Below are 22,599 nucleotides of genomic sequence, written 5' to 3' on the forward strand. Positions count from 1 at the left end.
GAACCACCCCATCGTCAATCCCCGACCCCAGAGACGAAAAGTAACCACATACGGCGGGAAGTGCGCAATATGTGACGGCGCCGCTGCGTGTCCGATCGTTATGGTCGCGGGGCGGATCACTAGAGTGCCCGGCATGCGGATCCTGATCTCGGCCGACATGGAAGGCGCCACGGGGGTCACCTGGACCGACGACGTCGTGCCCGGGAGCCCGCAGTGGCAGCGGTTCCGGGGCATGTTCACCGGCGACGTCAACGCGGTGCTGGCCGGCCTGTACGCGGCGGGCGCGACCGACGTGCTCGTCAACGAGGCGCACTCGTCGCAGCGCAACCTGCTGCTGGAAGACCTCGACGAACGCGCGCGGATGCTGACCGGGCGGCACAAGCCGCTGTCGATGATGCAGGGCATCGATTCCGGTGTGGACGGTGTGGTGTTCCTCGGCTACCACGCCGGCGCCGGGTTCGACGGCGTCCTGTCGCACACGTACCTGGAGAACCAGATCACCGGCGTGTGGCTGGACGACGTCCCGGCGAGCGAGGGCAGGCTGAACGCCGCGATGGCCGGCGAGTACGGCGTGCCGGTGCTGCTGGTCAGCGGCGACGACCAGACCTGCGAGGACGCGCGCGACTACGCGCCGGACGCGGAACTGGTGCAGGTCAAGGAATGCGTGAGCCGGTACGCGGCGATCTGCCTGCCGCCGGCGCGCACCGCGCGGCTGCTGGAAACCGCCGCGCGCGAGGCGATGGGGCTGGCCGGGCGGACCGAGCGGACGCCGGGGCGGCACCGGATCGAGGTCGAGTTCGACGCGAGCCATCTGGCGCAGGCGACCGCGGTCATCCCGACCGTGGAGCAGACCGGGACGCGGCGGGTCGCGTTCGAGGCGCCGAGCATGACCGAGGCGATGAAGGCGTTCAAGGTGGTCACGGCCATCGCGGCAGGGGCGGTGCAGGGCATTTATGGCTGAGGTCGACGTGGTTTCGCTGTGCGCGGACCTGATCCGGTTCGACACCACCAACTACGGCGGCGGGGAGGCGGCGGGCGAACGGCTCGCCGCCGAGTACGTCGCGGAATTCCTTGACCGGCACGGGGTTCCGTCGCGGATTCTGGAGCCCGAGCCGCAGCGGTCGAACGTGATCGCGCGGATCCCGGGCACCGATCCGACGCTGCCCGCACTGCTCGTGCAGGGGCATCTGGACGTGGTGCCCGCGCGCGCCGCCGATTGGTCTGTACCGCCGTTTTCCGGCGAGGTGCGCGACGGGTTCCTGTGGGGCCGGGGCGCGGTCGACATGAAGGATTTCTGCGCGATGGTGCTGTCCGCCGTCGCGTCCGGGCTGGCGCCGCGGCGGGATCTCGTGCTGGCGTTCGTCGCCGACGAGGAGGACCGCGGCGACTACGGCGCGCACTGGCTGGTCAAGGAGCACGCGGACCTGTTCGAAGGCTGCGCGGCGGCGATCAGCGAGTCCGGCGGGTACAGCTATCACGTGCCCGCCGCGGACGGGCGGAAGGTGCGGCTGTACCCGGTCGGGACGGCCGAGCGCGGCACCGCGCACCTGCGGCTGACCGCGAGCGGGCGGGCCGGGCACGGGTCGCGGCCGAACGCGGAGAACGCGGTCGTGCGGCTGGTCGGGGCGTTGCAGCGGATCGCGGACCACCGCTGGCCGGTGCAGCTGACGCCGACGGTGCGGGCGTTCCTGGAGCGGACCGGCGCGGCGCTGGGCGTGCCGGTGGACCTGTCGTCGGGCGACGCGGTCGACGAAACCGTGGCGCGGCTGGGGGCGGCCGGGTCGCTGGTGGTGCCGACGGTGCGCAACAGCACCACGCCGACGATGATCGAGGCCGGGTACAAGGTGAACGTGATCCCGTCGACGGCGACCGCGCAGGTCGACGTCCGGGTGCTGCCGGGGACCGAGGACGACCTGTTCGCGGTGGTGGATTCACTGCTGGGCGAGGGTGTGACGCGGGAATTCGTGGCGCATCAGCCGCCGGTGCAGGCTCCGGTCGATTCGCCGTGGTTCGCCGCGATGGCCGAGGCGCTGCGGGCGGAGGACCCGGAGGCGGTCGTGGTGCCGTACTGCATGGGCGGCGGGACGGACGCGAAAGCGTTCAGCCAGCTGGGGATGGCGTGCTACGGCTTCGCTCCCCTGGCGCTGCCGGAAGGCTTCCCGTACCGGGCGATGGCGCACGGCGTGGACGAGCGGGTGCCGGTGGACGGGCTGCGGTTCGGGACGCGGGTGCTGACGCGGTTCCTGGAGTCGTGCTGAGCGGTCAGGCGTCGACGCGCCGGATCGTCGCCAGCCAGGCGGGAAGCCCGTCCGGGGCGAACCGGGCGACGATCCGGCTGTCGCGCAGGGTTTCCAGCTGCCAGCCGGTTTCGCGCTGGAACGGCGCTTCGAGTTCGGCGCGGGAGACCGGGTGCGGTCCGGCGTCCCCGTCGGTTTCGCGGAAGCACAGGATGTGCAGCCTCGCGCCCGGTTCGGTGACGGACGCGAGGCTCGCGACGTAGGTCTGGCGTTCTCGGGCGTCGAAGGTGTGGAACAGGCCGCAGTCGAGGACGGTGTCGAAGGTCTGGTCCACAGTGGACAGCCGGAAGGCGTCGCCGACCGCGAACTCGGCGGCGACCCCTCGACTGCGGGCTTTCTCTTTCGCTTGCGCGACAGCGGTTTCCGCGACGTCGATGCCCACAATGGACAGTCCGGTCGCGGCGAGGTGCAGCGCGTTCTCGCCGGTGCCGCAGCCGGCGTCGAGGACCGTGCCGCGGAATGCCCCTTCGGCGGCGAGCTCGACGATCGCCGGTTGCGGGCGGCCGAGATCCCACGGCGCCGGACCGTCCTGATAGGACTCGTCCCACGGACGCCCGGCCGCGCGTTCGTGGCTGGTCGCGGGACGGTCCTCGGGCATCAGCGGGTGAACTCCGCCCACCAGCGGCTGTCGCGGACCCGTTCCAGCGAGGCGAGGGTGACGCCGTCGCGGGCGAAGGATTCGACCTCGGCCTTGCTGAGCGGCCACGGCGGCCCGGACCAGGTGGCGAGGTCGATGCTTTCCTCGGCGACCGCGCCGACGACGAGCGTTCCGCCCGGGGCGACGAACCCGGACACCGAGGCGATGGCCGGGTCGTGGACGTCCTTGGGCATCGACTGGACGGTCATGATCTCCACGACCAGGTCGAAGGCGTAGTGGAATTCCGCGGGCGGGGTGAGCAGGTCCGCGGTGCGGTAGGAGACGACGGTGTCGGGGAAGCGGTTGAGCACGGCTTTGATCGCGCTGGGCGAGACGTCGAAGGCGGACGTCTCGTATCCGGCGGCGGCGAGGAGTTCGGCGTCGTCGGCCATGCCGCAGCCGACGACGAGTGCGCGACGCCCGTTGCCGGGCCGCCCGGCGATCCAGGCGGCGAGCTCCGGCGAGGGCTCGCCGCGGTACCACGGCAGGACGGCCTCGCCCGCTTCCGCCGCGGCGTAGAGGGGCTCGAACCACCCGGTGGGGTCGCCGTTGGCGAGGGCGAGTCCGGCCCGGCGGCGGGCTTCCTCGTCGGGATCGATGGCGTCGTCTGGCATGGACTCTGTTATACCCGCCGGGCCTGGGCGCCGGTGCGCTCGACTGGCCGAGTGCTGATGGCTTCTCCGCCTGGCCCGGATGTCCCGTGTGGTTTCCCGGTCCGGCCGCTCGGCTGGCTGTGAAGGGGTCCTTGAGGGAATCTGATTCCCTCAAGGAGCCCTTCACGGACCTCGGGCTCGCCGACGGCAGTCTCGCCGACGGCGCCGAGTCTCCGCCTCGCCGACCGCGCCAAGGCTTCGCCTCGTTAGCCGCCCCGCCCCGTTGGCCGCCTCGCCCCGCGCCTCCCCCTCGCGCCTGCGCCTCGCCTGCCGCACCAATGCGGCATTGGGTGCATGCGACGAGCCCGATGGGGTTTTGTTACTAGCGAGGGCTGCGTCAGCGAGCCCGCCCACCGACTGCACGCGAGCGGTGCGTGAGGGTTCCCCTCACGGAATCAGATTCCGTGAGGGGAACTCTCACGCACCTCCCCTGCGCCTGCCGGGGCAGCCGGATGGGGAGAGTTCCGCGCATCTGCACTCGCTACGCGCGAGATGCACGAATGCCGCATTGGGTGCATCTGACGCACCCAATGCGGCGTTCGGTGCATCTGACACACCCGATGCGGCGGTTCGGTGCGTGGCACGCACCCCATGCCGCATCGAGGCGGTTCAGGCAGGACGGACACCCCGATTGCCGCACCGTGGCCGGGACGGGCGAGGCGGTCACCCGAACGCCGCGTCCGGGCGGTCACCCCGTTTGCCGTAGCGGCGCGGCCCCGGCGGGGAGGGTGGGCGGGTGCCCGGTGGTCGCGTCGGGGCGGTTCGGGCCGGGCGAACATCCGGTTCCCATAGCAGTGCGGTTCGGGCCAGGCGAGCATCCGGTTGCCGGATCGGGGTGGCCCGGGCGGGTAGAGCGCCGGGCTGCCGGATGGGCGCGGTTCGCGCCAGGCAGGCACCGGGTTGCCGCATCGGGGTGCCCGATTGTCGTAGCCGGGCGGCCCGGGCTGGGCCGACACCCGGTTGCCGTAGCGGGGCGGTGAAGGGTTGTCCGTTTCCGGTCAGGTTTGCGGGGCGGCCTTGACATCGATGTCACCCGCGCGTTGAGCTTCCGGCACCCCGGGATTTCGCGAAGTCCCGGGCCCCCGATCCCCTGACGAACTGGGAGCAATGATGCCCCGAAGCGCCAGACCGTTGCATGCCGTGCTCGTCGCGGCGGTGGCGGCTGCGGGCTTGGTCGTCCTGCCCGCCGCGGCCGGTGCCGCGCCGGGCGAGGCCGCCCCGCCGGACTTCGTTTCTTCGTTCGAGCCGAACGACCCGCAACCGATCCAGGACGCTGTCGACACCGATGCCGCCGGGAAGCCGCGGGCTTCGGGCGTGGACGGCGCGAACGGGACCGCGATCCCCGGCGACATCCGGGGCAAGGTCACCGACATCAGCGCGACCAGCGAGAACACCGGCGGCGGCGAGGTCGCCGCGAATCTGATCGACGGCAGCACCGGCACGAAGTGGCTGTCGTGGGATCCGACCGCGTCGGTGACGTTCACGCTGTCGGAGCCGACGAAGATCACGCATTACGCGGTGTCCTCGGCGAACGACGCGCCCGGCCGCGATCCTCGGGACTGGACGCTGCGCGGTTCGAACGACGGCCAGCAGTGGACCGATCTGGACAAGCAGGCGGGCCAGTCGTTCGACAAGCGGTTCCAGCAGAACGACTACAAGCTGTCCGCGCCGAGCAACGCGTACCGCTATTACCAGCTGGACGTCACGCGCAACAACGGCGACGACATCATGCAGTTCTCGGAGCTGCTGCTGGCCAACGACGATCCGGCCCCGCCACCGTTGCCGAACATGCGCAGCGTCGTGGATTCGGGCCCGAGCCAGGGCTACACGAACAAGAACCGGGTTGGGTTCACCGGCAAGAAGGCGTTCCGGTACTCCGGCAGCCAGCCCAAGGCCGGGCACGGGTATTCCTACAACAAGGTCTACGACGTCGATCTCCCGGTGACGGAGACGAGCGAGCTGTCGTACAAGGTGCAGCCGCAGTTCGTCGAGGGCGATCTGAAGTACCCGAGCACGAACGTCGCGGTCGACCTGGACTTCACCGACGGCACGCATCTGCGCGATCTCGGCGCGACCGACCAGTACGGGTTCCCGCTGACGCCGGAGGGCCAGGGCGCGAGCAAGGTCCTCTACGCGAACCAGTGGAACCTGGTGCGGTCGGCGATCGGGCGGGTCGCGGCGGGCAAGACGATCGACCGGATCGCGATCGGCTACGACAACCCGAATGGCCCGGCGCAGTTCGCGGGCTGGCTGGACGATCTGAAGATCTCGGCGACGCCGACGCCCCCGGCCAGCACCCGGCCCAGCGACAACGTGCTCACCACGCGCGGCACCATGGCGAACGGCACGTTCTCGCGCGGCAACAACTTCCCGGCGACCGCGGTGCCGCACGGCTTCAACTTCTGGACGCCGGTGACCGACGCGGGTTCGGCGAGCTGGCTGTACAACTACCATTCGCAGAACAACGCGGACAATCTCCCGCAGCTGCAGGCGTTCAGCGTGAGCCACGAGCCGAGCCCGTGGATGGGCGACCGGCAGAGTTTCCAGGTGATGCCGTCGGCGGCGAGCGGGGTGCCGGACGCGAACCGCGACAAGCGGGCGCTGCCGTTCACGCACGACAACGAGGTGGCGCGGGCGCATTACTACGGCGTCACGTTCCAGAACGGGATCAAGACCGAGATCGCGCCGGCCGATCACGCGGCGATGATGCGGTTCTCGTTCCCGGGCGCTGATTCCAGCCTGATCTTCGACAACGTCAACAACTCCGGCGGGCTCACGCTCGACCCGGCGCACGGCACGCTCAGCGGGTATTCCGACGCGAAGAGCGGGCTGTCGGCGGGCGCCGGGCGGATGTTCGTCTACGCGACGTTCGACAAGCCCGTCACGACCGGCGGCAAGCTCACCGGGCAGAACCGCGACAACGTGACCGGCTATCTGCGGTTCGACGCGGGCGCGGACAAGACGGTGACGATGCGGATCGCGACGTCGCTGATCAGCGTGGACCAGGCGAAGAAGAACCTGGAGCAGGAGATCGCCCCGAACGCCGGGTTCGACTCGGTGCGGGACGCGGCTCAGCGGGCGTGGGACAAGCAGCTCGGCGTGATCGAGGTCGAGGGCGCGTCGCAGGACCAGCTGGAGACGTTGTATTCCAACCTGTACCGGCTGTTCCTGTACCCGAACGAGGGTTTCGAGAACGTCGGCACGAAGGAGGCGCCGAAGTACCGGTACGCGAGCCCGGTGTCGCCGAAGGCGGGTCCGGACACCGCGACGCAGACCGGGTCGAAGGTCGTCGACGGGCAGACGTATGTGAACAACGGGTTCTGGGACACCTACCGCACGACGTGGCCGGCGTATTCGCTGCTCACGCCGGACATGGCGGGCAAGATGGTGGACGGTTTCGTGCAGCAGTACCGCGACGGCGGCTGGATCGCGCGCTGGTCCTCCCCCGGTTACGCGGACCTGATGACCGGGACGAGCTCGGATGTCGCGTTCGCCGACGCCTACCAGAAGGGCGTGACGAACTTCGACGTCAAGGCGGCCTATGACGCGGCGCTGAAGAACGCGACGGTGACGCCGCCGAACTCGGCGGTCGGCCGCAAGGGTCTGGACCAGTCGATTTTCCTCGGGTACACGCCGAATTCGACCGGCGAGGGCTTCTCGTGGGCGATCGAGGGCTACGTCAACGACTTCGGCATCGCGAACCTGTCGAAGAAGCTGTACGACCAGGCCGCGGCGAACGATCCGCGCAAGGCGGAGTACCTGGAGAACTACCAGTACTTCACCAGCCGGGCGCAGCAGTACGTGAACCTGTTCGACCCGAGCACCGGGTTCTTCCAGGGCAAGGACGCGAGCGGGAAGTTCACGAAGGCCAAGGCCGATTACGACCCGCGCCAGTGGGGCGGGGACTACACCGAGACCGACGGCTGGAACATGGCCTTCACCGTGCCGCAGGACGGGCAGGGGCTGGCGAATCTCTACGGCGGCAAGGACAAGCTGGGCGCCAAGCTCGACCAGTTCTTCGCCGACCAGGAGACGGCGAATTTCCCGGGCAGCTACGGCGGCGTGATCCACGAGATGCGGGAGGCGCGGGACGTGCGGATGGGCCAGTACGGCCACTCCAACCAGCCTTCGCACCACATCCTCTACATGTACGACTACGCGGGCCAGCCGGCGAAGACGCAGGCGAAGGTGCGCGAGGCCGTGTCGCGGCTCTACACCGGCAGCGAATTGGGCCAGGGCTACGCGGGCGACGAGGACAACGGCGAGATGTCCGCGTGGTACGTGTTCAGCTCGCTGGGCTTCTACCCGCTGCAGATGGGCAGCCCGGATTACGCGATCGGGTCGCCGCTGTTCACCAAGGCGACCGTGCACCTGCCCGGCGGGGACCTGGTGATCAACGCGCCGAAGAACTCGGCGAAGAACGTCTATGTCCAGGGTCTGAAGGTCAACGGGAAGAACTGGACGTCGACGTCGCTGCCGCACGACGTGCTCGCGCACGGCGCCACGCTCGACTTCGACATGGGCCCGAACCCGTCGACGTGGGGCACCGGCGCGGGCGACGCGCCGAAGTCGATCACCACGGGCGACGCGGTGCCGACGCCGCTGCACGACGAGACCGGACCGGGGCTGGGCACGCTGTCCACTTCGGACGGTTCGGACGCGTCGGCGTTGCTGGACAACACCTCGCGCACGCAGGCGAAGGTGACCGGTGCGGTGCAGTACCAGCTGAAGTCGACCGACGAGGCGGTCACGCACTACACGCTCACCTCCGGCACCGGGGCGGGCGACGCGAAGAGCTGGACGCTGAAGGGTTCGTACGACGGGAAGAACTGGACGGTCGCCGATCAGCAGACCGACCAGTCGTTCCAGTGGCGGCAGCAGACCCGGGCGTTCGCGGTGAAGAACCCGGCGCATTACGCCTACTACCGGCTGGAGGTCACCGCGACCACCGGCGGTCCGGCGACGTTGGCGGAGTTCGAGCTGCTGGGCCGTCCGGACGCGTCGTGCACCAAGACGCTGACGGGTGTGCAGAACGGCCCGTTGACCGTGTCGGGCGGCGTGGTGTGCCTGAACGGCGCGACGGTGTCGGGTCCGGTGAACGTGGCGCGCGGCGCTTCGCTGATCGTGCGCGGCGGCCAGATCACCGGCCCGCTCGCGGCGGTCGGCGCGGCGCAGGTGGTGCTGAACCGGACGAAGGTGGCCGGTCCGGTGTCGATCACCGGCAGCACGGGTCCGGTGTCGATCGAGCTGACCGACATCTCGGGCCCGGTGAACCTGACCGGGAACCAGGGGCCGCTGATCGCGAGCAGCACCGTGGGCGGGCCGCTGGCCTGCACGGGCAACTCCCCCGCCCCGACCGACCACGACCTCGCCAACACCGTCCGCGGCCCGTCCGCCGGGCAGTGCGCGCAGTTGTGATCGGCTGATTTCCCTACCCGCCGCAGGCCAGGTCGCCCGGATCCGTTCCGGGTACCTGGCCTGCGGCGCGTCCGGCTAATTGTCCGGGCAGTCGGCTTCGGTCCAGGACGCGGTCAAGTCGCGGCTGACGACGGTGAGCGATCCGGCGAGGAAGCCGATCTCGTGACTGCAGCCGTGGTCGTGGGGCAGGATTTCGTCCAGGGTGACGGAGCCGAAGCCGGTCCAGTCGGCCGGGTCGTGGGTGAGAGTGCGGAGGCCCGGGTAGCGGATGTTCAGGTCTTCGTCGTGTTTCCAGCAGTTGTGGCGGAAGCCGAGTTGCAGCCAGTCCTCGCCGTCCGTGGTTCCGCGCAGGAGGGTGTCGAGCACGAGGTCTTTGACGCACCGCTTGCCGGGGAAGTCGTAGTGATCCGGGTCGGCGGCGAACGCCCGGGCGCCGGGCGGGAGCTCGGCCGAGAGCGCGGGCAGCAGCCGGAGATATGCCTGGGGATCGAGGTAGTTGCCCGTCTCGGTCGCTTCCACTCTGACGTGTTTCATCGCCGCACCAGCTTATTCGGTGGCTCGCCCCCCGAAGCCGTGGGAGCGTCGCGTCATGGAGATCAACTACGCCTGGCGGACCGACCTCACCGACGCGCAGCTCGTCGCTCTCACCGAAGCGCACGGCGGAGACGCGGAACCCGGCTGGTGGAACCGAGCGAGGCAGCACAGTCTCGGCTGGGTCAGCGCCCACGACGGCGATCAGCTGGTCGGCTTCGCGAACCTGGCCTGGGACGGCGCCGACCACGCGTTCCTCCTCGACCCGAAGGTGCACGCGGACTGGCAGCACCGCGGCATCGGCACCGAACTCGTCCGCCGGGCGCGGGATGCCGCGAGGGACGCGGACTGCGAGTGGCTGCACGTCGACTTCGAACCGCGCCTGCGCCCGTTCTACTTCGGCGCCTGCGGGTTCACCTCCACTGACGCGGGGTTGATCCGGCTCACCGCGAGCTGATCCGGCGCGCGCCGGTGCGGGAGCGATTACCGTGGGGGCGTGACCACGGCTGCGTTCTTCTCCTCGTTCGAAGCGGGCGATCCGCAGCCGGTCGCGGGGGCGCGGGTGGACAGCGGGCCGCGGCGGTCGCCGACCGCGAAGACCGGCGTCGGGTTCACCGGGGCGAAAGCCTTGCGCTACCAGGCTGGGCCGCCGGTCGTGTTGTTCGAGGTGGACATTCCGGTCACTGACCACAGTGCACTGTCGTATGTGGTCTTCCCGGCTTCCGACGGTCCGGTGCCGAGTTACCGCAGCACGCGGGTCGCGCTCGATGTCGAGTTCGACGACGGCAGCCGCGCCGGGTTCGCCCCCGAAGAGAAAGCGCTCTACGTCGACCAGTGGAACCTGGTGCGCCGTCCGCTGAACACGTTCGCCGGACGGCGGGTGCGGCGGATCCTGCTGACGACCGCGTTCGACGGCGACGGAACGGGCTGGCTGGACGACGTCCGGATCGCCGAGCATCCGCCGGAGCGCAAAGATCCAGTCGACTGGGTCCGCACGACGCGCGGCACGCATTCCAGCGACGAGTTCTCGCGCGGCAACACCTTCCCGGCCACCGCGGTCCCGCACGGGTTCAACTTCTGGACCCCGGTCACCGACGCGCGGGCGCTGAGCTGGTTCTACTCCTACCACCGGCACAACGACGAGCGGAACGAACCGCGGCTGCAGGCGTTCGGGCTCAGCCACCAGCCGAGTCCGTGGATGGGCGACCGGCACACCTTCCACCTCATGCCCGGCACCGGCACGGTCGAGCCGGACCGCGGGCGGCGTTCGCTGGCGTTCAGCCACGACGACGAGACCGACCGGCCGCACCATTACCGCGTGCGGTTCCGCGGCGGCATCACCGCCGAGGTCGCGCCGGCCGAGCACGCGGCGATGTTCCGGTTCGCGTTCCCGGCCGAACGCGGCTGGGTGCTGTTCGACAACGCCCGCAACCGCGGCGGCATCCGGATCGACGCCGAGCGCGGGATCGTCACCGGGCACACGTGGGTGCGGAGCGGGCTGTCGACCGGCGCGCGGCGGATGTTCGTCTACGCCGAAGCTGACCAGCGGCCCTCCGGTGGCGGGCGGATCCGGCGGCCGTTCTGGCGGACGGTGACCGGCAGCCTGGAGTTCGCCGAGCCCGAGGTGACGCTGCGGATCGCGACGTCGCTGATCAGCCTGGCGCAGGCGAAACGCAATCTGGCGCTGGAAATCCCGGCGGGCACGACGTTCGACCAGGTCCGGGACCGGGCGCGGGAACGCTGGCAGGAGGTGCTCGGCCGGGTCGAACTGGAAGGCGCGTCCGAGGACGAGCTGACCACGTTCTACTCGTGTCTCTACCGCCTGTTCTTGTATCCGAACGTCGCGCACGAGAACACGCCGCGCGGCATCCGGCACGCGAGCCCGATGGTGCGGAGTTTCCGGCCGAGCACGCGGCGGCGCACCGGCGCGAAGGTCGTGGACGGCGAGTTGTACGTCAACAACGGCTTCTGGGATACCTACCGCACCGCCTGGCCCGCGTACACGCTGCTCGCGCCGCGCCAGTGCGGCCGGATGATCGACGGTTTCGTGCAGCAGTACCGCGAAGGCGGCTGGATCGCACGCTGGTCCTCCCCCGGCTACGCCGACCTGATGACCGGCACCAGTTCCGACGTCGCGTTCGCCGACGCGTACCTGAAGGGCGTCACGAACTTCGACGTCGAGGCCGCCTACGACGCCGCGCTCAAGAACGCCACCGTCGCCCCTCCGCGCAAAGGCGTGGGCCGCAAGGGTCTCGACCGCTCCGCATTCCTCGGCTACACGCCGACCTCGACGCGCGGCGGCCTGTCCTGGGCGCTCGAAGGCTGTCTCAACGACTTCGGCCTCGCCAACCTGTCCGACGCGCTCGCCCGGGAAAGCAGCGGCGCGCGGGCCCGCCGGTTCGCCGACAACGCCGTCTACTTCCGCCAGCGCGCCCAGCACTACGCCAACCACTTCGACGCGCGGACCGGGTTCTTCCAGGGCCGCACCCTCGACGGCGGCTGGCGGCACGCGGCCGAAGGATTCGACCCGACGGCGTGGGGTCCGGACTATGTGGAGACCAACGCCTGGAACACCGCGTTCTCCGTGCCGCACGACGGTCCCGGTCTCGCCGCGCTCCATGGCGGCCCGGCGGGTCTCGAGGCGAAACTCGACGAGTTCTTCCGGCTCCCGGAAACCGGCCAGGGCGGCCGGATCCACGAGATGACCGAGGCCCGCGACGTGCGGATGGGCCAATACGGGCATTCCAACCAGCCCTCGCACCACATCCCGTTCGTCTACGCCTTCGCCGGGGCGCAGGCGAAACTGCAGCGGACCGTCCGCGAGGTGCTGCGCCGGCTGTACGTCGGCAGCGAACTCGGCCAGGGCTATCCCGGGGACGAGGACAACGGCGAAATGTCGGCCTGGTATGTCTTCACCGCCCTCGGTCTCTACCCGCTGGCCGTCGGCAGCCCGCGGTACGCGGCGTGCGCTCCGCTGTTCCGCTCCGCCACTGTGCACCTCGACAACGGAAAGGACCTGGTGATCCGAGCACCCCGCGCCGCGACCGCCGACAGCGCGGCCGACACGCCGTACGTGCACGGCCTGACTGTCGACGGCGAACCGCACCCTTCGGCCACCCTCGCGCACGCGGTCCTCGCGCGCGGCGCGGTGCTGGAGTTCGACGTCCGCGCCGAGCCCGGCGACTGGGGCACGGAACCGGTCGCCCCGGCCGCCCCCGCGCCGCTGCGCGACCTCGCCGTCCGCACTGTCCACGGCGTTCTGGCGGACAACACCAGCCGCACCCAAGCCGTCTTCCGCACGCCCAGGCCGACCATCACGTTCGCCACCGAAGGCGAGCCGCGCGAGGTCGTCCTCTACACGCTCACCTCCGGCAGCCGCGCGGGCGATCCGAAGGACTGGGTGCTCGAAGGCTCCGACGACGGGCGCCGGTGGCGGACCCTGGACGAACGCTCCGGCGAGGTGTTCCGGTGGCGGCGCCAGACCCGGCCGTTCGTGCTCGCCGAACCCGCCGCGTGCCGACACTACCGGCTGCGGGTCCGCGCCTCGACCCGGCGGCGCGTCGCCCTCGCCCAGTGGGAGCTGCTGGCCCGATGATCACCGACGTGCGCAACGCCTTCCTCGACCGGCTGGCGGCGGCCGACCCCGGGCTCGTCCGGCTGCGGCTCGCCGCGTCGGCGGTGCTCGGCATCGTCATCGCGGTCCTCGCGATGCTGCCGCTGCATTTCCCGCTCACCACGACGCTCGTCGCGGCCATCGCGGCGATGATGAGCGCGTTCACCGTCAACGACGCCACCAGCGGCGGCCAGGCCGTCACGCTGCTGCTCGCGCTCGTGGTCGGCGCCGCGTCGATCACCGCCGCGTGCTTCGGCTCCGCGTATGCGCCCGCGGACAGCATCGTGTTCGTGCTGCTGATCTTCGTCGCGGTGTACGTGCAGCGGTTCGGCGCGCGGGGCATCGCGCTCGGGTCGATGGCGTTCTTCCTGTTCTTCTTCCCGATGTTCCTGCAGGCGCACCTCGCGCAGGTGCCGCACCTGCTGCTCGCGCTGGCGATCGGGGTCGCGGCGAACGCCGTCGTGCGGTTCCTTCTCTTGCGCCGCAACGCCGAAAGCGAGCTGATCCGCTACCGGCAGGCGTTCCGGGCCCGGCTCGGCGCGGCGGTGCGGGCGACCGAGGCGTACATCTCGTCCGGCGGTTCGGACCGCAGCGACCGGCAGATCCGCACGTCGGTGGAGCGGCTGCACGAGGTGGTCCTGCTGATCGAGGACCACGCTCCCGACGTCGTCGACGACCGCCGCGCCGACCAGCTGCGCCGCCGGGTGATCGAGGTCGAGCTGGCTGTGCAGTGGCTGGTGATCACCGTGCGCCGGACCTGCTCGCAGCCGCTGCCCGAGGGTGTCGCCGACGATCTCGTGGCCCGGCTGTCCCGGTTCCGGTCGCTCATGGAACGCGACCCGCGCGACCTGCCGCTGATCAGCGAGACCGGCGAGTACAGCCGGATGCTCGTGGAAGGCAGCCGGATCGACGAACGCGCGCACCCCGGCGACGGCGTCCGCCGCGCGATCGCCGAACTGGCCGTCGCGGACGACCGGGCGCAGCGGATCGCCAGCCTGCAGTCCGAAGTGGACTTCTCCGTCGGGGAGGACGAGGACGACGAACCGACCAAGGCGTTCGCCTACGACAACCAGACCCGCGGCGCGATCCAGGCCGTGCTCGGCGGCGGGCTCGCCGTGCTGGCCGGGCAGCTGATCTCGCCGCAGCGCTGGTACTGGGCGGTGCTGACGGTGTTCGTCGTGTTCATCGGCACCTCCAGCGCGGGCGCGCGGTTCGTGAAAGGCATGCGCCGCACCGGAGGGACCTTGCTGGGCATCGTCGGCGGCGTCGCGCTGGCGCTGCTGGTCAGCGGGAACACCCCGGCGATCCTCGCGCTGCTGCTGGTCTGCGTGTTCGGCATGGTCTACACCGCGCGGGTTTCGCAGTTCCTGATGGCGTTCTTCGTGACCAGCATGCTCGGCTTGCTCTACAGCCTGCTCGGCACGTTCAGCATCGAGGTGCTGTGGATCCGGGTCGCCGAAACCGCCGTCGGCGCGGCGTGCGGGCTGCTCGCCGCCGTGGTGGTGCTGCCGGTCCGCACGCGCGCGGTGATGCTGGACGACATCGCGATCGCGCTCGACGAACTGCACGAGTTCATCGAGTCAGCCGCGACCCTGCTGTCCGGCCGGGAGAACGTGAACATCATCGAGATGTCCCGCGACCTCGACCGCGCGGTCGAGCAGGTGCGGCTGACCATCGAACCGCTCACCCACCCGATCAACCTGCGCAGCGCCCGCCGCGACTACGGCTGGCACGTGCTGACCACGTTGGAGGGCATCGCCTTCCGCGCCCGGCACGTGGCCGCCCGCGCGCAGCCCGGCCAGCTCGCCGGCCCGGTCTCGGAGCGGCTGGACCAGTTCGCCGGCCGGATCATCGCGAACGTCGACCTCGTGCACGAGGCGGTCAGCAACCCCGGCGGCACGCGGCCGCGCAAGCTCGTCCGCGACGACGGCACCCCGGTCGCCGACCGGATCGACGAGGCCGAGACCCGCGCGGTGCTGTCCAGCCTGAGCCACCTCGACGAGGGCTTGATCGCGCTGGGCCGCGTGCTCGGTGTCGGCGCGCAGGACCCGCCGCGGCACAGTTGACCCTACGCGGAGGCGGCGTCGAGGATCCGCAGCTCGTCGTCGCTCAGCTCCACGTCGTGCATCGCGACCAGCGCGGGCACCTGCTCGACCGTGCGCGCGGACGCGATCGGCGCGGCCACCGTCGGCTGCTGCGCGAGCCAGGCCAGCGCGACCGTCGCCATCTCCGCGCCGCGCGCCTTCGCGACCTCCTCCAGCGCCGCGAGCACCTTCACGCCGTGCTCGGTGTCCGCGTAACCGCCGGCGAGCCCCGGCAGGTTGCGGATGTTGTCCACCTGCTGGCCGGGCCGGTACTTGCCGGTCAGGAACCCCGACGCCAGACCGAAATACGGCACGCAGGCCACCCCGTGCCGCTGCACGATCCCCCGCCGCTCGCTCTCGTACTCGTCCCGCGCGACGAGGTTGTACTTCGGCTGCAACGCCACGTACTTCGCCAGCCCCTCGCGGTCGGAGAACTCCAGCGACTCGGCCAGCCGCTCCGGGCTGATGTTCGACGCCGCGATCGCGCGGACCTTGCCTTCCTTCACCAGCTCGTCCAGCGCAGTGACGATGTCCGCGACCGGAACCGATTCGTCGTCGAAATGCGTGTAGTACAGGTCGATCCGCTCGATCCCCAGCCGCCGCAACGACTCCTCGGCCGCGGCCTTGACGTTCGCCGGCGCGAGTCCCTTGAACTGCGGATGGTCGCCGACCTTCGTCGCCACGACCACGTCGTCCCGGTTCCCGCGCGAGGCGAGCCACGTGCCGAGGATGGTCTCGGACTGTCCCGGCTCGTTGCCCGGGAACTGGTACATGTACGAATCGGCCGTGTCGACGAAGTTCCCGCCCGCCTCGGCGTAGGCGTCCAGCACCGCGAACGACGCCGGTTCGTCGGCGGTCCAGCCGAACACGTTCCCGCCGAGACACAACGGGGAGACGGCGAGGTCGGATGAGCCCAGTGTGCGAAGTGCGACCATGATCGCATTCAAGCACTCCCCGCCCGGCGATGCCCGTGCCGGCGAGCGATTCTGCCCGCTCGTACCTCGCCCGCCCGCGAACCTGGCAGGATCGATCTTCTCGCACAGCTTTCTGGGGGAGGCAGCTGATGAGAAGACCGGCGGTCGACGACCCGCTCTGGCTGGGTCAGTACCGAGTGCTCGCGGAACTGGCCCGGGACGAGACCACCCGGGTCCTGCTCGGCAGCGGACCGGACGACCGTCTGGTCGCGCTCACGCTGGCGCCCCGGCAGTCCGCCGAAGCCGCGGCGTTGAGCGCGGTGCTCGAGGCCGACCCGGACGCGTCCACACCTTGGTGGGCACAAGAATTCGTGCCCGGCCCCTCACTGCGGGACGTACCCGACGCACTGCCCGAACCCGCGGTGCTCCGGCTGGCCGCCGGAATCGCGGCCGACCTGACCCAGCTCCACAGCGCCGGACTCGCGCACGGGAAGCTGACGCCGTCCCACATCCGGCTCACCAGCAGCGGAGCGAGGCTCATCGCCCGCGCGACCGGCGACGACCCAGCCGACGACGTCTTCGCGCTCGGCACCCTTCTCGCCGCGAAGTCCGCGCTTCCCGAGGCGCTCCGCCCGTGCCTAGCGGAAAACCCCGCAGACCGGCCCACCGCCGCCGAATTGCTCGAAGCGCTCAGGCCGTCCGCAGACCCGTGGCCGCCCGCCGTCGAGAAACTCGTCGCCGAACGAACCGCCGAACTCGCCCAGTTCCTCGACGGCCGGCAGGCGCCGCTGGACGACCCGGTGATCTACCAAGTCGCGGACACCCCGCCGCCCCCGCGACGTGCCGCCCCGCGTCGGCGGATCCTGATCAGCGCGCTCGCCCTGGTGATCGCCGGACTCGCCGCTTGGATCGCGTGGCCGGACCCGCCCGCACCCCCGCCCGCGCCCCCGTCGCCGCTCACCGAATCCGGCTTCCTCGTCGCGCGCGGACATCCGCAGTACGTCACGTTCAACCACGACGGCCGGCTCCTCGCGACGGCGAACGCCGACTTCACCATCGACGTCCTGGACGTCGTGACCCGCAAACCGGTCGGCCCGCGCATCGGCCCCTTCCCCGAAACCGGCTTGCCCGGCATGACCTTCCGCTCCGACGGCATCACCCTCGCCACCGCGCAGGTCAAAGACAACCAGTTCACGGCGCGCACCTGGGACTCGCGAACCGGCCGGGAAATCGGCGAACCCCTCGTGCTCGAGAACATCGACCGCGGCGGCGCCTGGCCCGAGCTCAGCCCCGACGGCAGCGTCGCGGCGGTGCCGATGGCCTCCCCGCGCAGGACCGACCTGTGGCGCGTCGCCGACCGCACCCGCATCGGCAGCATCGACACGCCAGCCGCCTTCCGGGTCTCGGCATTCAGCCCCGACGGACGCACCCTCGCCGTCTACCAGTGGGACGGCCACTCCGCCCACACCAGTCAGCTCGACCTGTGGGACACAGCTTCGCTCAAGACAGCGGGAAAACCGATCGTCTTCTCCGAGACCAAGCCGATCTGCTGCCTCGCCTTCCGGCCGGACGGCCGGACGTTGATCACCACCAGCGCCGGAGCCGGCGCACCGCCGCAGGTGCGGCAGTGGGACACCGCCACGCACGAGCAGCTGCGCCCGGCGTTTTCCCTGGCCCCGGCTCCCGCCTACGGGGAAATGAGGGAAGCCTACGTCTTCATGGCTTCAGCCGGGCTGGACGACCAGCACCTCCTCGCGCTCGCGGCGGGAACCGTCACGGTCCGGGACCTCGACGGCCAACAGGACGGAGCCGGTCTCCCCGGAATCCTCAGCTTCGCGGTCAGCCCGGACAGGAAAACCATCGCCACCACTACCGGCTCGACCGCGGACACGACCGTGCACCTGTGGCGCAAACCCTGACCCCGCACCACATGTCGCGACGGATCCCTCGGGACATGGACCCGACGCCGTTGGGCTAAGCGGCACTCCGAGCCACACGGTCCGTCGCCCCGGGTCAGCGGGCGAAAGCGGGCGGCGCGCCCATCGGGCTGAGGTGCATCCCCGCGATCCGCCAGCCGTCCTCGCCGCGCACCAGCACGTGGGTCGCCCGGAAGGTGCCGTCCACGCGGTTGCCCTGATGGGTCGCTTCCTGGTCGTGTACGCCGATCGCGATCGCCGTGTCGCCGTGGACGCGCACCTCGACGTCGCGCCAGTCGAGGCGCTGCGTCGCCAGCGCGCCCGACTGGTAGCGGTCCAGCCACTGCTGCCGGTCGAGCACGAATCCGAGCGGTCCGACGAGCCGGAATCCGTCGGCGACCAGGCCGCTCAAGGTTTCCGTGTCGCCCGCGACCTCGGCGGCCGCCCAGCGTTTGCCCAGGTCGGAGATCTCCGCAGCATCCATGGTGTCCTCCAGTGCCGATCGATGAGACACCACAAACGTTAGATATCGAATCGTTCGTCGTCAAACGGTTAGAGTTCGACGAACCTGCGGTACCGTCCTCTCCGTGCCCCGACCCGCCACCCCGCCGCTCGGCGTTCTCCTCGCCCGCACCGCCAAGACCGCGGGCCAGGCGTTCGACCGCGCGCTCGCCGAGGTCGGCGGATCGCAGCCGGTCTGGCAGATCCTCATCGCGCTCAAAACCCGCCAGCACGCGAGCCAGCGCGAACTCGCCGACGCCGTCGGCATCCAGGGCGCGACGCTCACCCACCACCTCAACGGCATGGAAACCGCCGGCCTGCTCACCCGCACCCGCGACCCGGAAAACCGGCGCGTGCACCAGGTCGAGCTGACCGGCTACGGCGAACGCACCTTCCACCGCCTCGCCGACGCCGCGATCGCGCACGACAAACGGATGCGCCGCGGGTTCACCGACGACGAAATCGCGACCCTGGCCGCATTGCTGGGCAGGCTCGCGGAAAACGTCGCGCAGCCGGACCCGTGAGCGCCCGAGGAAGCGCTCACGGGTCCGCGTCCCGCAGTTACCGGGTTTCCGGGCAGGTCTTCCAGGCGAAGTGGTAAACCGTCTGGACGCTGCCGTCCGTCGAGTCCATCGTCAGGAAGCTCGTCGTCTTCGCCGGATCCGAAGTGCCGGCATACGCCCGCAATTCCGTATTGATGTTCAGGTTCCGCTCCTGCCCGCACGGTTCGTAGATAATCGCGTCGATGTCGGTCGAATCCGAGAATTGCCAGTCATTGTCGTAGAACCCGTCGAGCCGATGCGTCGCGTACGCGGTCGGCGAGTTCCCCTGGAAATAGTAGTTCGCGCGCTCCACGCCGTACGCGCCGTTTTCCAAGTGCCCGAACCCGCGGTAGTCCGCCGAGGCGATCCCGTAGGTGAACCCCTGCGGCACGTGCACGCGAAGGCCGATCTGGCAGTTCTTCCGGAAGTCCGTCGGCTGCGCGCCGACGCCGACCTGCGCGGTGTATTGGCTGTAGGTGACGGTGAACGCGGTGTTGTCCGCGGAAACCGAAACCGCGGCCGTGTCCGGCGGGCAGCCGGTCCCGTTCACGGTCGCCACGTCGATGATAATTTTGTCCGGCGGCGGATTCTGCGGCCAAGACTGCGGGGCAATTGTCGAAGAAAGCGCCAAAAGAGCAGCGGCCATCGTGGCAAGCATGGGTTCCTTCCCATTACTTCCGGGTGGGTGGGGGTTTCGACAGGGTAGCGCAACAACTGTGCGGCTAGTCCCACTGAATGGAGCAACGCCGTTGCTTAGCTGTGCACAGCAACGTGTTCACAAGCCGTTGACAAAAGCTATTATGGACAATTGACGAATCAACAAAAATGATTCAAAAATAAACGACACAGCACCTGCTGGCCCAGCAGGTCCGGACAATCCGGCGAAAAAGACCGCGGAAACCGGGGCAATCAGGACAGTTCACGCGCCGCGCCCGCTACCTCGCCGACCCGCTCTTCCCGGGGCGATTCGGCGGACCGCCCCGCCCGTCGCCGTCCGACCCGAACCTCCGCGCCCGCACGCCCGTCGCGACCGCGCACGCCCGCAACTCGATCGTGATCTCGAGTTACGCCCTTCGCCCCACGACTTAAGGCGGATCGCCCGGGACGCGAACGTGATCCTGGCTACCGTGACTGGACGCACCCGGACGACGCCCGCCGGTAGGGCTAGCATCCTCGGTACTAGCCAAAGTCGTCTCAAGCTGGAGAAGCGCAATGACCCAAGCCCCTGTCAACGTCACCGTCACCGGTGCGGCCGGCCAGATCGGCTACGCGCTGCTGTTCCGCATCGCGTCCGGTCAGCTGCTCGGCGCCGACACCCCGGTGAAGCTGCGGCTCCTGGAGATCCCCCAGGCGGTCAAGGCGGCTGAGGGCACCGCGATGGAACTGGACGACGGCGCGTTCCCGCTGCTCGCCGGCATCGACATCTTCGACGACCCGAAGCAGGCCTTCTCCGGCGCGAACATCGGCCTCCTGGTCGGCGCCCGCCCGCGCAGCAAGGGCATGGAGCGCGGCGACCTGCTCGAGGCCAACGGCGGCATCTTCAAGCCCCAGGGCGAGGCGATCAACGCGGGCGCGGCCGACGACATCAAGGTGCTCGTGGTCGGCAACCCGGCCAACACCAACGCGCTCATCGCCCAGTCGCACGCCCCCGACGTGCCCGCCGAGCGCTTCACCGCGATGACCCGCCTCGACCACAACCGCGCGCTGGCCCAGCTGGCCAAGAAGCTCAACGTGGCCGTGACCGACCTGAAGAAGGTCGCGATCTGGGGCAACCACTCGGCCACCCAGTACCCGTCGGTGCAGCACGCCGAGGTCAACGGCAAGAACGTCGCCGAGACCATCAACGACGAGGCGTGGCTCGCCGACACCTTCATCCCGACCGTCGCCAAGCGCGGCGCCGCGATCATCGAGGCCCGCGGCCTCTCCTCGGCCGCCTCCGCCGCGTCGGCCGCGATCGACCACGTCTACACCTGGGTCAACGGCACCCCCGAGGGCGACTGGACCTCGGCCGGCGTCGTCTCCGACGGCTCCTACGGCGTCCCGGAGGGCCTCATCTCCTCCTTCCCGGTCACCGCGAAGGACGGCAAGTACGAGATCGTGCAGGGCCTGGAGATCGACGAGTTCTCCCGCCCGCGCATCGACGCCTCCGTGGCCGAACTGGCCGAGGAGCGCGACGCGGTCCGCAAGCTGGGCCTGATCTGAGGTTCGTTTTCCGCGATGGCCGCCCCGGTTTTCAGGGCGGCCATCGTTCGTTTTCGCGTCCTGTGCGGTGGTTTTGGACGTGCGAGATGCACTTGCGTCTCGCGCTGTGGCTGTTTTTTCGATCGCCCGCCGTATAGGTCGTTATACAGTTGAAAGGAGTTCGTGGAGTCGGCGGGCGGTGGCGACGTCGGGCACCGTGTGCGTCCCGTCGCGGAGGTCCTCGGCCAGGTGGTCGTAGACCCGGCCTACGTTCGCCGCCTGGACTGGCAACTCGCTGGGATCGCGCACCGGAACCACCGTCCATTCCGGACTGCCGGGGCGGGACAATCGCAGTTCCAGCCCACCGATCTGCAGCTGCGCGGCCCACGGGTCGGTCTCCGGCGCGGATGTCAGCGCGAGATTTCCTTCGGTGCCCGCGATCTCGATCCGCGTCCGGGGCATCGCCGCTTCCCCGTCGTGCAGGTGGACGGACACCACTGCCCCGCCGTCGAGTTCGGCGTGCGCGAGGAAGTGATCCGGTGCCGTGACGTCGATCGGCTCCCCCGTTTCGGCGACGCGATGGGAGCCGTTCCGGATCGCGGTCCGGGCGGTCAACTCGCGGATCGGCCCGAGCAGGTACTGCACCAGATCGAGCGTGTGCCCGCCGAGGACTTCGACCAGCCCGGCACCGCTGCGGCGGTCGTAGGTGTAAGCCGTCCAACCGGGAACGTCGTGAGTGTTTCCCTTGCCGCGCGAACTGTAGACGGTCGCGGACATCACCTCGCCGATCTCCCCGAGCATCTCGCGAGCCCGGCGGACAGTCGGCGAGAACCGCGCTTGCAGGCCCACCGCCGTGTGCACTCCGGCCCGCTCCCCCGCCGCAGCCAGCGCGGCGGCTTCGTCCGCGGTCGTCGACAACGGCCACTCGCAGTAGACGTGCTTGCCTGCCTCAAGCGCAGCCGTCACCAACTCAACGTGCGCGGGCACCTTCACCGTGACGACCACCAGGTCGACGTCAGGGTGCTCGGCGAGACTCCGCGCGTCAGTAAAGGCATGCCGCGCACCGAACCGGGCGCGCGCCTCTTCCGCGCTGCTGGTGCGCGTGGTGGCGACGGCAGCAAGCGAGAAGCTGGGGGACGCGGCGATGGCGGGAATGTGCGCCCGCGCGGCCCAGCCCCGATCCGGGTTCGCGCCGAGGATTCCGACGCCGATCGGCTTGGTCAAGTCCCCACCTCCACTAAGCGGGTCACATTGTTCCGGTTCTGCCAAGCTACCAGAAACGGAACAACGTGACCCGCTTGGTTTAGACTGC

General features: G+C 70.0%; 16 protein-coding genes. 9 read left to right on the top strand and 7 right to left on the bottom strand.

Translation table 11 applies throughout. The annotated features are described in order from the left end of the window. Positions 1–133 precede the first annotated feature (133 nt). Complete coding sequence (locus EIZ44_RS28150) at positions 134–961, top strand: M55 family metallopeptidase (protein WP_134732262.1); 828 nt, start codon at positions 134–136, stop codon at positions 959–961. Continuing rightward, positions 954–2,258 (top strand): M20/M25/M40 family metallo-hydrolase, encoded by a 1,305-nt coding sequence (locus EIZ44_RS28155; protein ID WP_134732264.1) that lies wholly within the window; start codon positions 954–956, stop codon positions 2,256–2,258. The genes EIZ44_RS28150 and EIZ44_RS28155 overlap by 8 nt, the downstream gene beginning before the upstream one ends. Positions 2,259–2,262: 4 nt before the next feature. On the opposite strand, the gene EIZ44_RS28160 is transcribed toward EIZ44_RS28155, so the two are convergent. After that, positions 2,263–2,895: a class I SAM-dependent methyltransferase gene (locus EIZ44_RS28160; RefSeq protein ID WP_134732266.1), complete on the bottom strand. Its 633-nt coding sequence runs from the start codon at positions 2,893–2,895 to the stop codon at positions 2,263–2,265. Beyond that, the gene (locus EIZ44_RS28165) at positions 2,895–3,548 is read right to left on the bottom strand and encodes a class I SAM-dependent methyltransferase (protein WP_134732268.1); all 654 of its coding nucleotides are present in this window, start codon (positions 3,546–3,548) and stop codon (positions 2,895–2,897) included. Before EIZ44_RS28165 ends, EIZ44_RS28160 begins: the two co-directional genes overlap by 1 nt. 1,149 nt (positions 3,549–4,697) lie before the next feature. Here EIZ44_RS28165 and EIZ44_RS28170 point away from each other — a divergent pair. Next, positions 4,698–9,005 (top strand): GH92 family glycosyl hydrolase, encoded by a 4,308-nt coding sequence (locus EIZ44_RS28170; protein WP_134732270.1) that lies wholly within the window; start codon positions 4,698–4,700, stop codon positions 9,003–9,005. 75 nt (positions 9,006–9,080) lie between these two features. On the opposite strand, the gene EIZ44_RS28175 is transcribed toward EIZ44_RS28170, so the two are convergent. Then, on the bottom strand, positions 9,081–9,539 hold the full coding sequence (locus EIZ44_RS28175) for a hypothetical protein (protein WP_134732272.1): 459 nt from the start codon (positions 9,537–9,539) through the stop codon (positions 9,081–9,083). A 55-nt stretch (positions 9,540–9,594) separates the two neighbouring features. Between EIZ44_RS28175 and EIZ44_RS28180 the strand changes: the two genes are divergently transcribed. From EIZ44_RS28180 to EIZ44_RS28190, 3 genes are read left to right on the top strand one after another with little or no spacing between them, the layout of a single operon-like run. Continuing rightward, positions 9,595–9,993, top strand: a complete 399-nt coding sequence (locus tag EIZ44_RS28180; protein WP_134732274.1) for a GNAT family N-acetyltransferase — start codon at positions 9,595–9,597, stop codon at positions 9,991–9,993. Between the two features lie 39 nt (positions 9,994–10,032). Further along, complete coding sequence (locus EIZ44_RS28185; protein ID WP_134732276.1) at positions 10,033–13,131, top strand: GH92 family glycosyl hydrolase; 3,099 nt, start codon at positions 10,033–10,035, stop codon at positions 13,129–13,131. Beyond that, positions 13,128–15,215 (top strand): FUSC family protein, encoded by a 2,088-nt coding sequence (locus EIZ44_RS28190; protein ID WP_037805941.1) that lies wholly within the window; start codon positions 13,128–13,130, stop codon positions 15,213–15,215. The genes EIZ44_RS28185 and EIZ44_RS28190 overlap by 4 nt, the downstream gene beginning before the upstream one ends. 2 nt (positions 15,216–15,217) lie before the next feature. On the opposite strand, the gene EIZ44_RS28195 is transcribed toward EIZ44_RS28190, so the two are convergent. Continuing rightward, positions 15,218–16,168: an aldo/keto reductase gene (locus EIZ44_RS28195; protein ID WP_134732278.1), complete on the bottom strand. Its 951-nt coding sequence runs from the start codon at positions 16,166–16,168 to the stop codon at positions 15,218–15,220. A 128-nt stretch (positions 16,169–16,296) separates the two neighbouring features. On the opposite strand from EIZ44_RS28195, the gene EIZ44_RS28200 reads away from it, so the two are divergent. Continuing rightward, on the top strand, positions 16,297–18,066 hold the full coding sequence (locus EIZ44_RS28200) for a protein kinase family protein (RefSeq protein ID WP_167754299.1): 1,770 nt from the start codon (positions 16,297–16,299) through the stop codon (positions 18,064–18,066). A 94-nt stretch (positions 18,067–18,160) separates the two neighbouring features. Here EIZ44_RS28200 and EIZ44_RS28205 read toward each other — a convergent pair whose 3' ends face one another. After that, entirely contained in the window at positions 18,161–18,547 is a 387-nt protein-coding gene (locus EIZ44_RS28205; RefSeq protein ID WP_134661502.1) for a nuclear transport factor 2 family protein, read from the bottom strand. A 103-nt stretch (positions 18,548–18,650) separates the two neighbouring features. Between EIZ44_RS28205 and EIZ44_RS28210 the strand changes: the two genes are divergently transcribed. Beyond that, complete coding sequence (locus EIZ44_RS28210; protein ID WP_134661503.1) at positions 18,651–19,088, top strand: MarR family winged helix-turn-helix transcriptional regulator; 438 nt, start codon at positions 18,651–18,653, stop codon at positions 19,086–19,088. A 37-nt stretch (positions 19,089–19,125) separates the two neighbouring features. Here the strand turns inward: EIZ44_RS28210 and EIZ44_RS28215 are convergent, their stop codons facing one another. Then, positions 19,126–19,764: a DUF4360 domain-containing protein gene (locus EIZ44_RS28215; RefSeq protein ID WP_134661504.1), complete on the bottom strand. Its 639-nt coding sequence runs from the start codon at positions 19,762–19,764 to the stop codon at positions 19,126–19,128. A 554-nt stretch (positions 19,765–20,318) separates the two neighbouring features. On the opposite strand from EIZ44_RS28215, the gene EIZ44_RS28220 reads away from it, so the two are divergent. Continuing rightward, a complete protein-coding gene (locus EIZ44_RS28220; protein WP_037805932.1) occupies positions 20,319–21,308 on the top strand; it encodes a malate dehydrogenase in 990 nt (329 codons plus the stop codon). 141 nt (positions 21,309–21,449) lie between these two features. On the opposite strand, the gene EIZ44_RS28225 is transcribed toward EIZ44_RS28220, so the two are convergent. Further along, positions 21,450–22,511, bottom strand: a complete 1,062-nt coding sequence (locus EIZ44_RS28225) for a Gfo/Idh/MocA family protein (protein WP_134732282.1) — start codon at positions 22,509–22,511, stop codon at positions 21,450–21,452. Between the last annotated feature and the right edge of the window lie 88 nt (positions 22,512–22,599).

This window comes from Amycolatopsis nivea (genome assembly GCF_004522235.1).
In the GTDB taxonomy this organism is placed as follows: Bacteria; Actinomycetota; Actinomycetes; order Mycobacteriales; family Pseudonocardiaceae; genus Amycolatopsis; species Amycolatopsis nivea.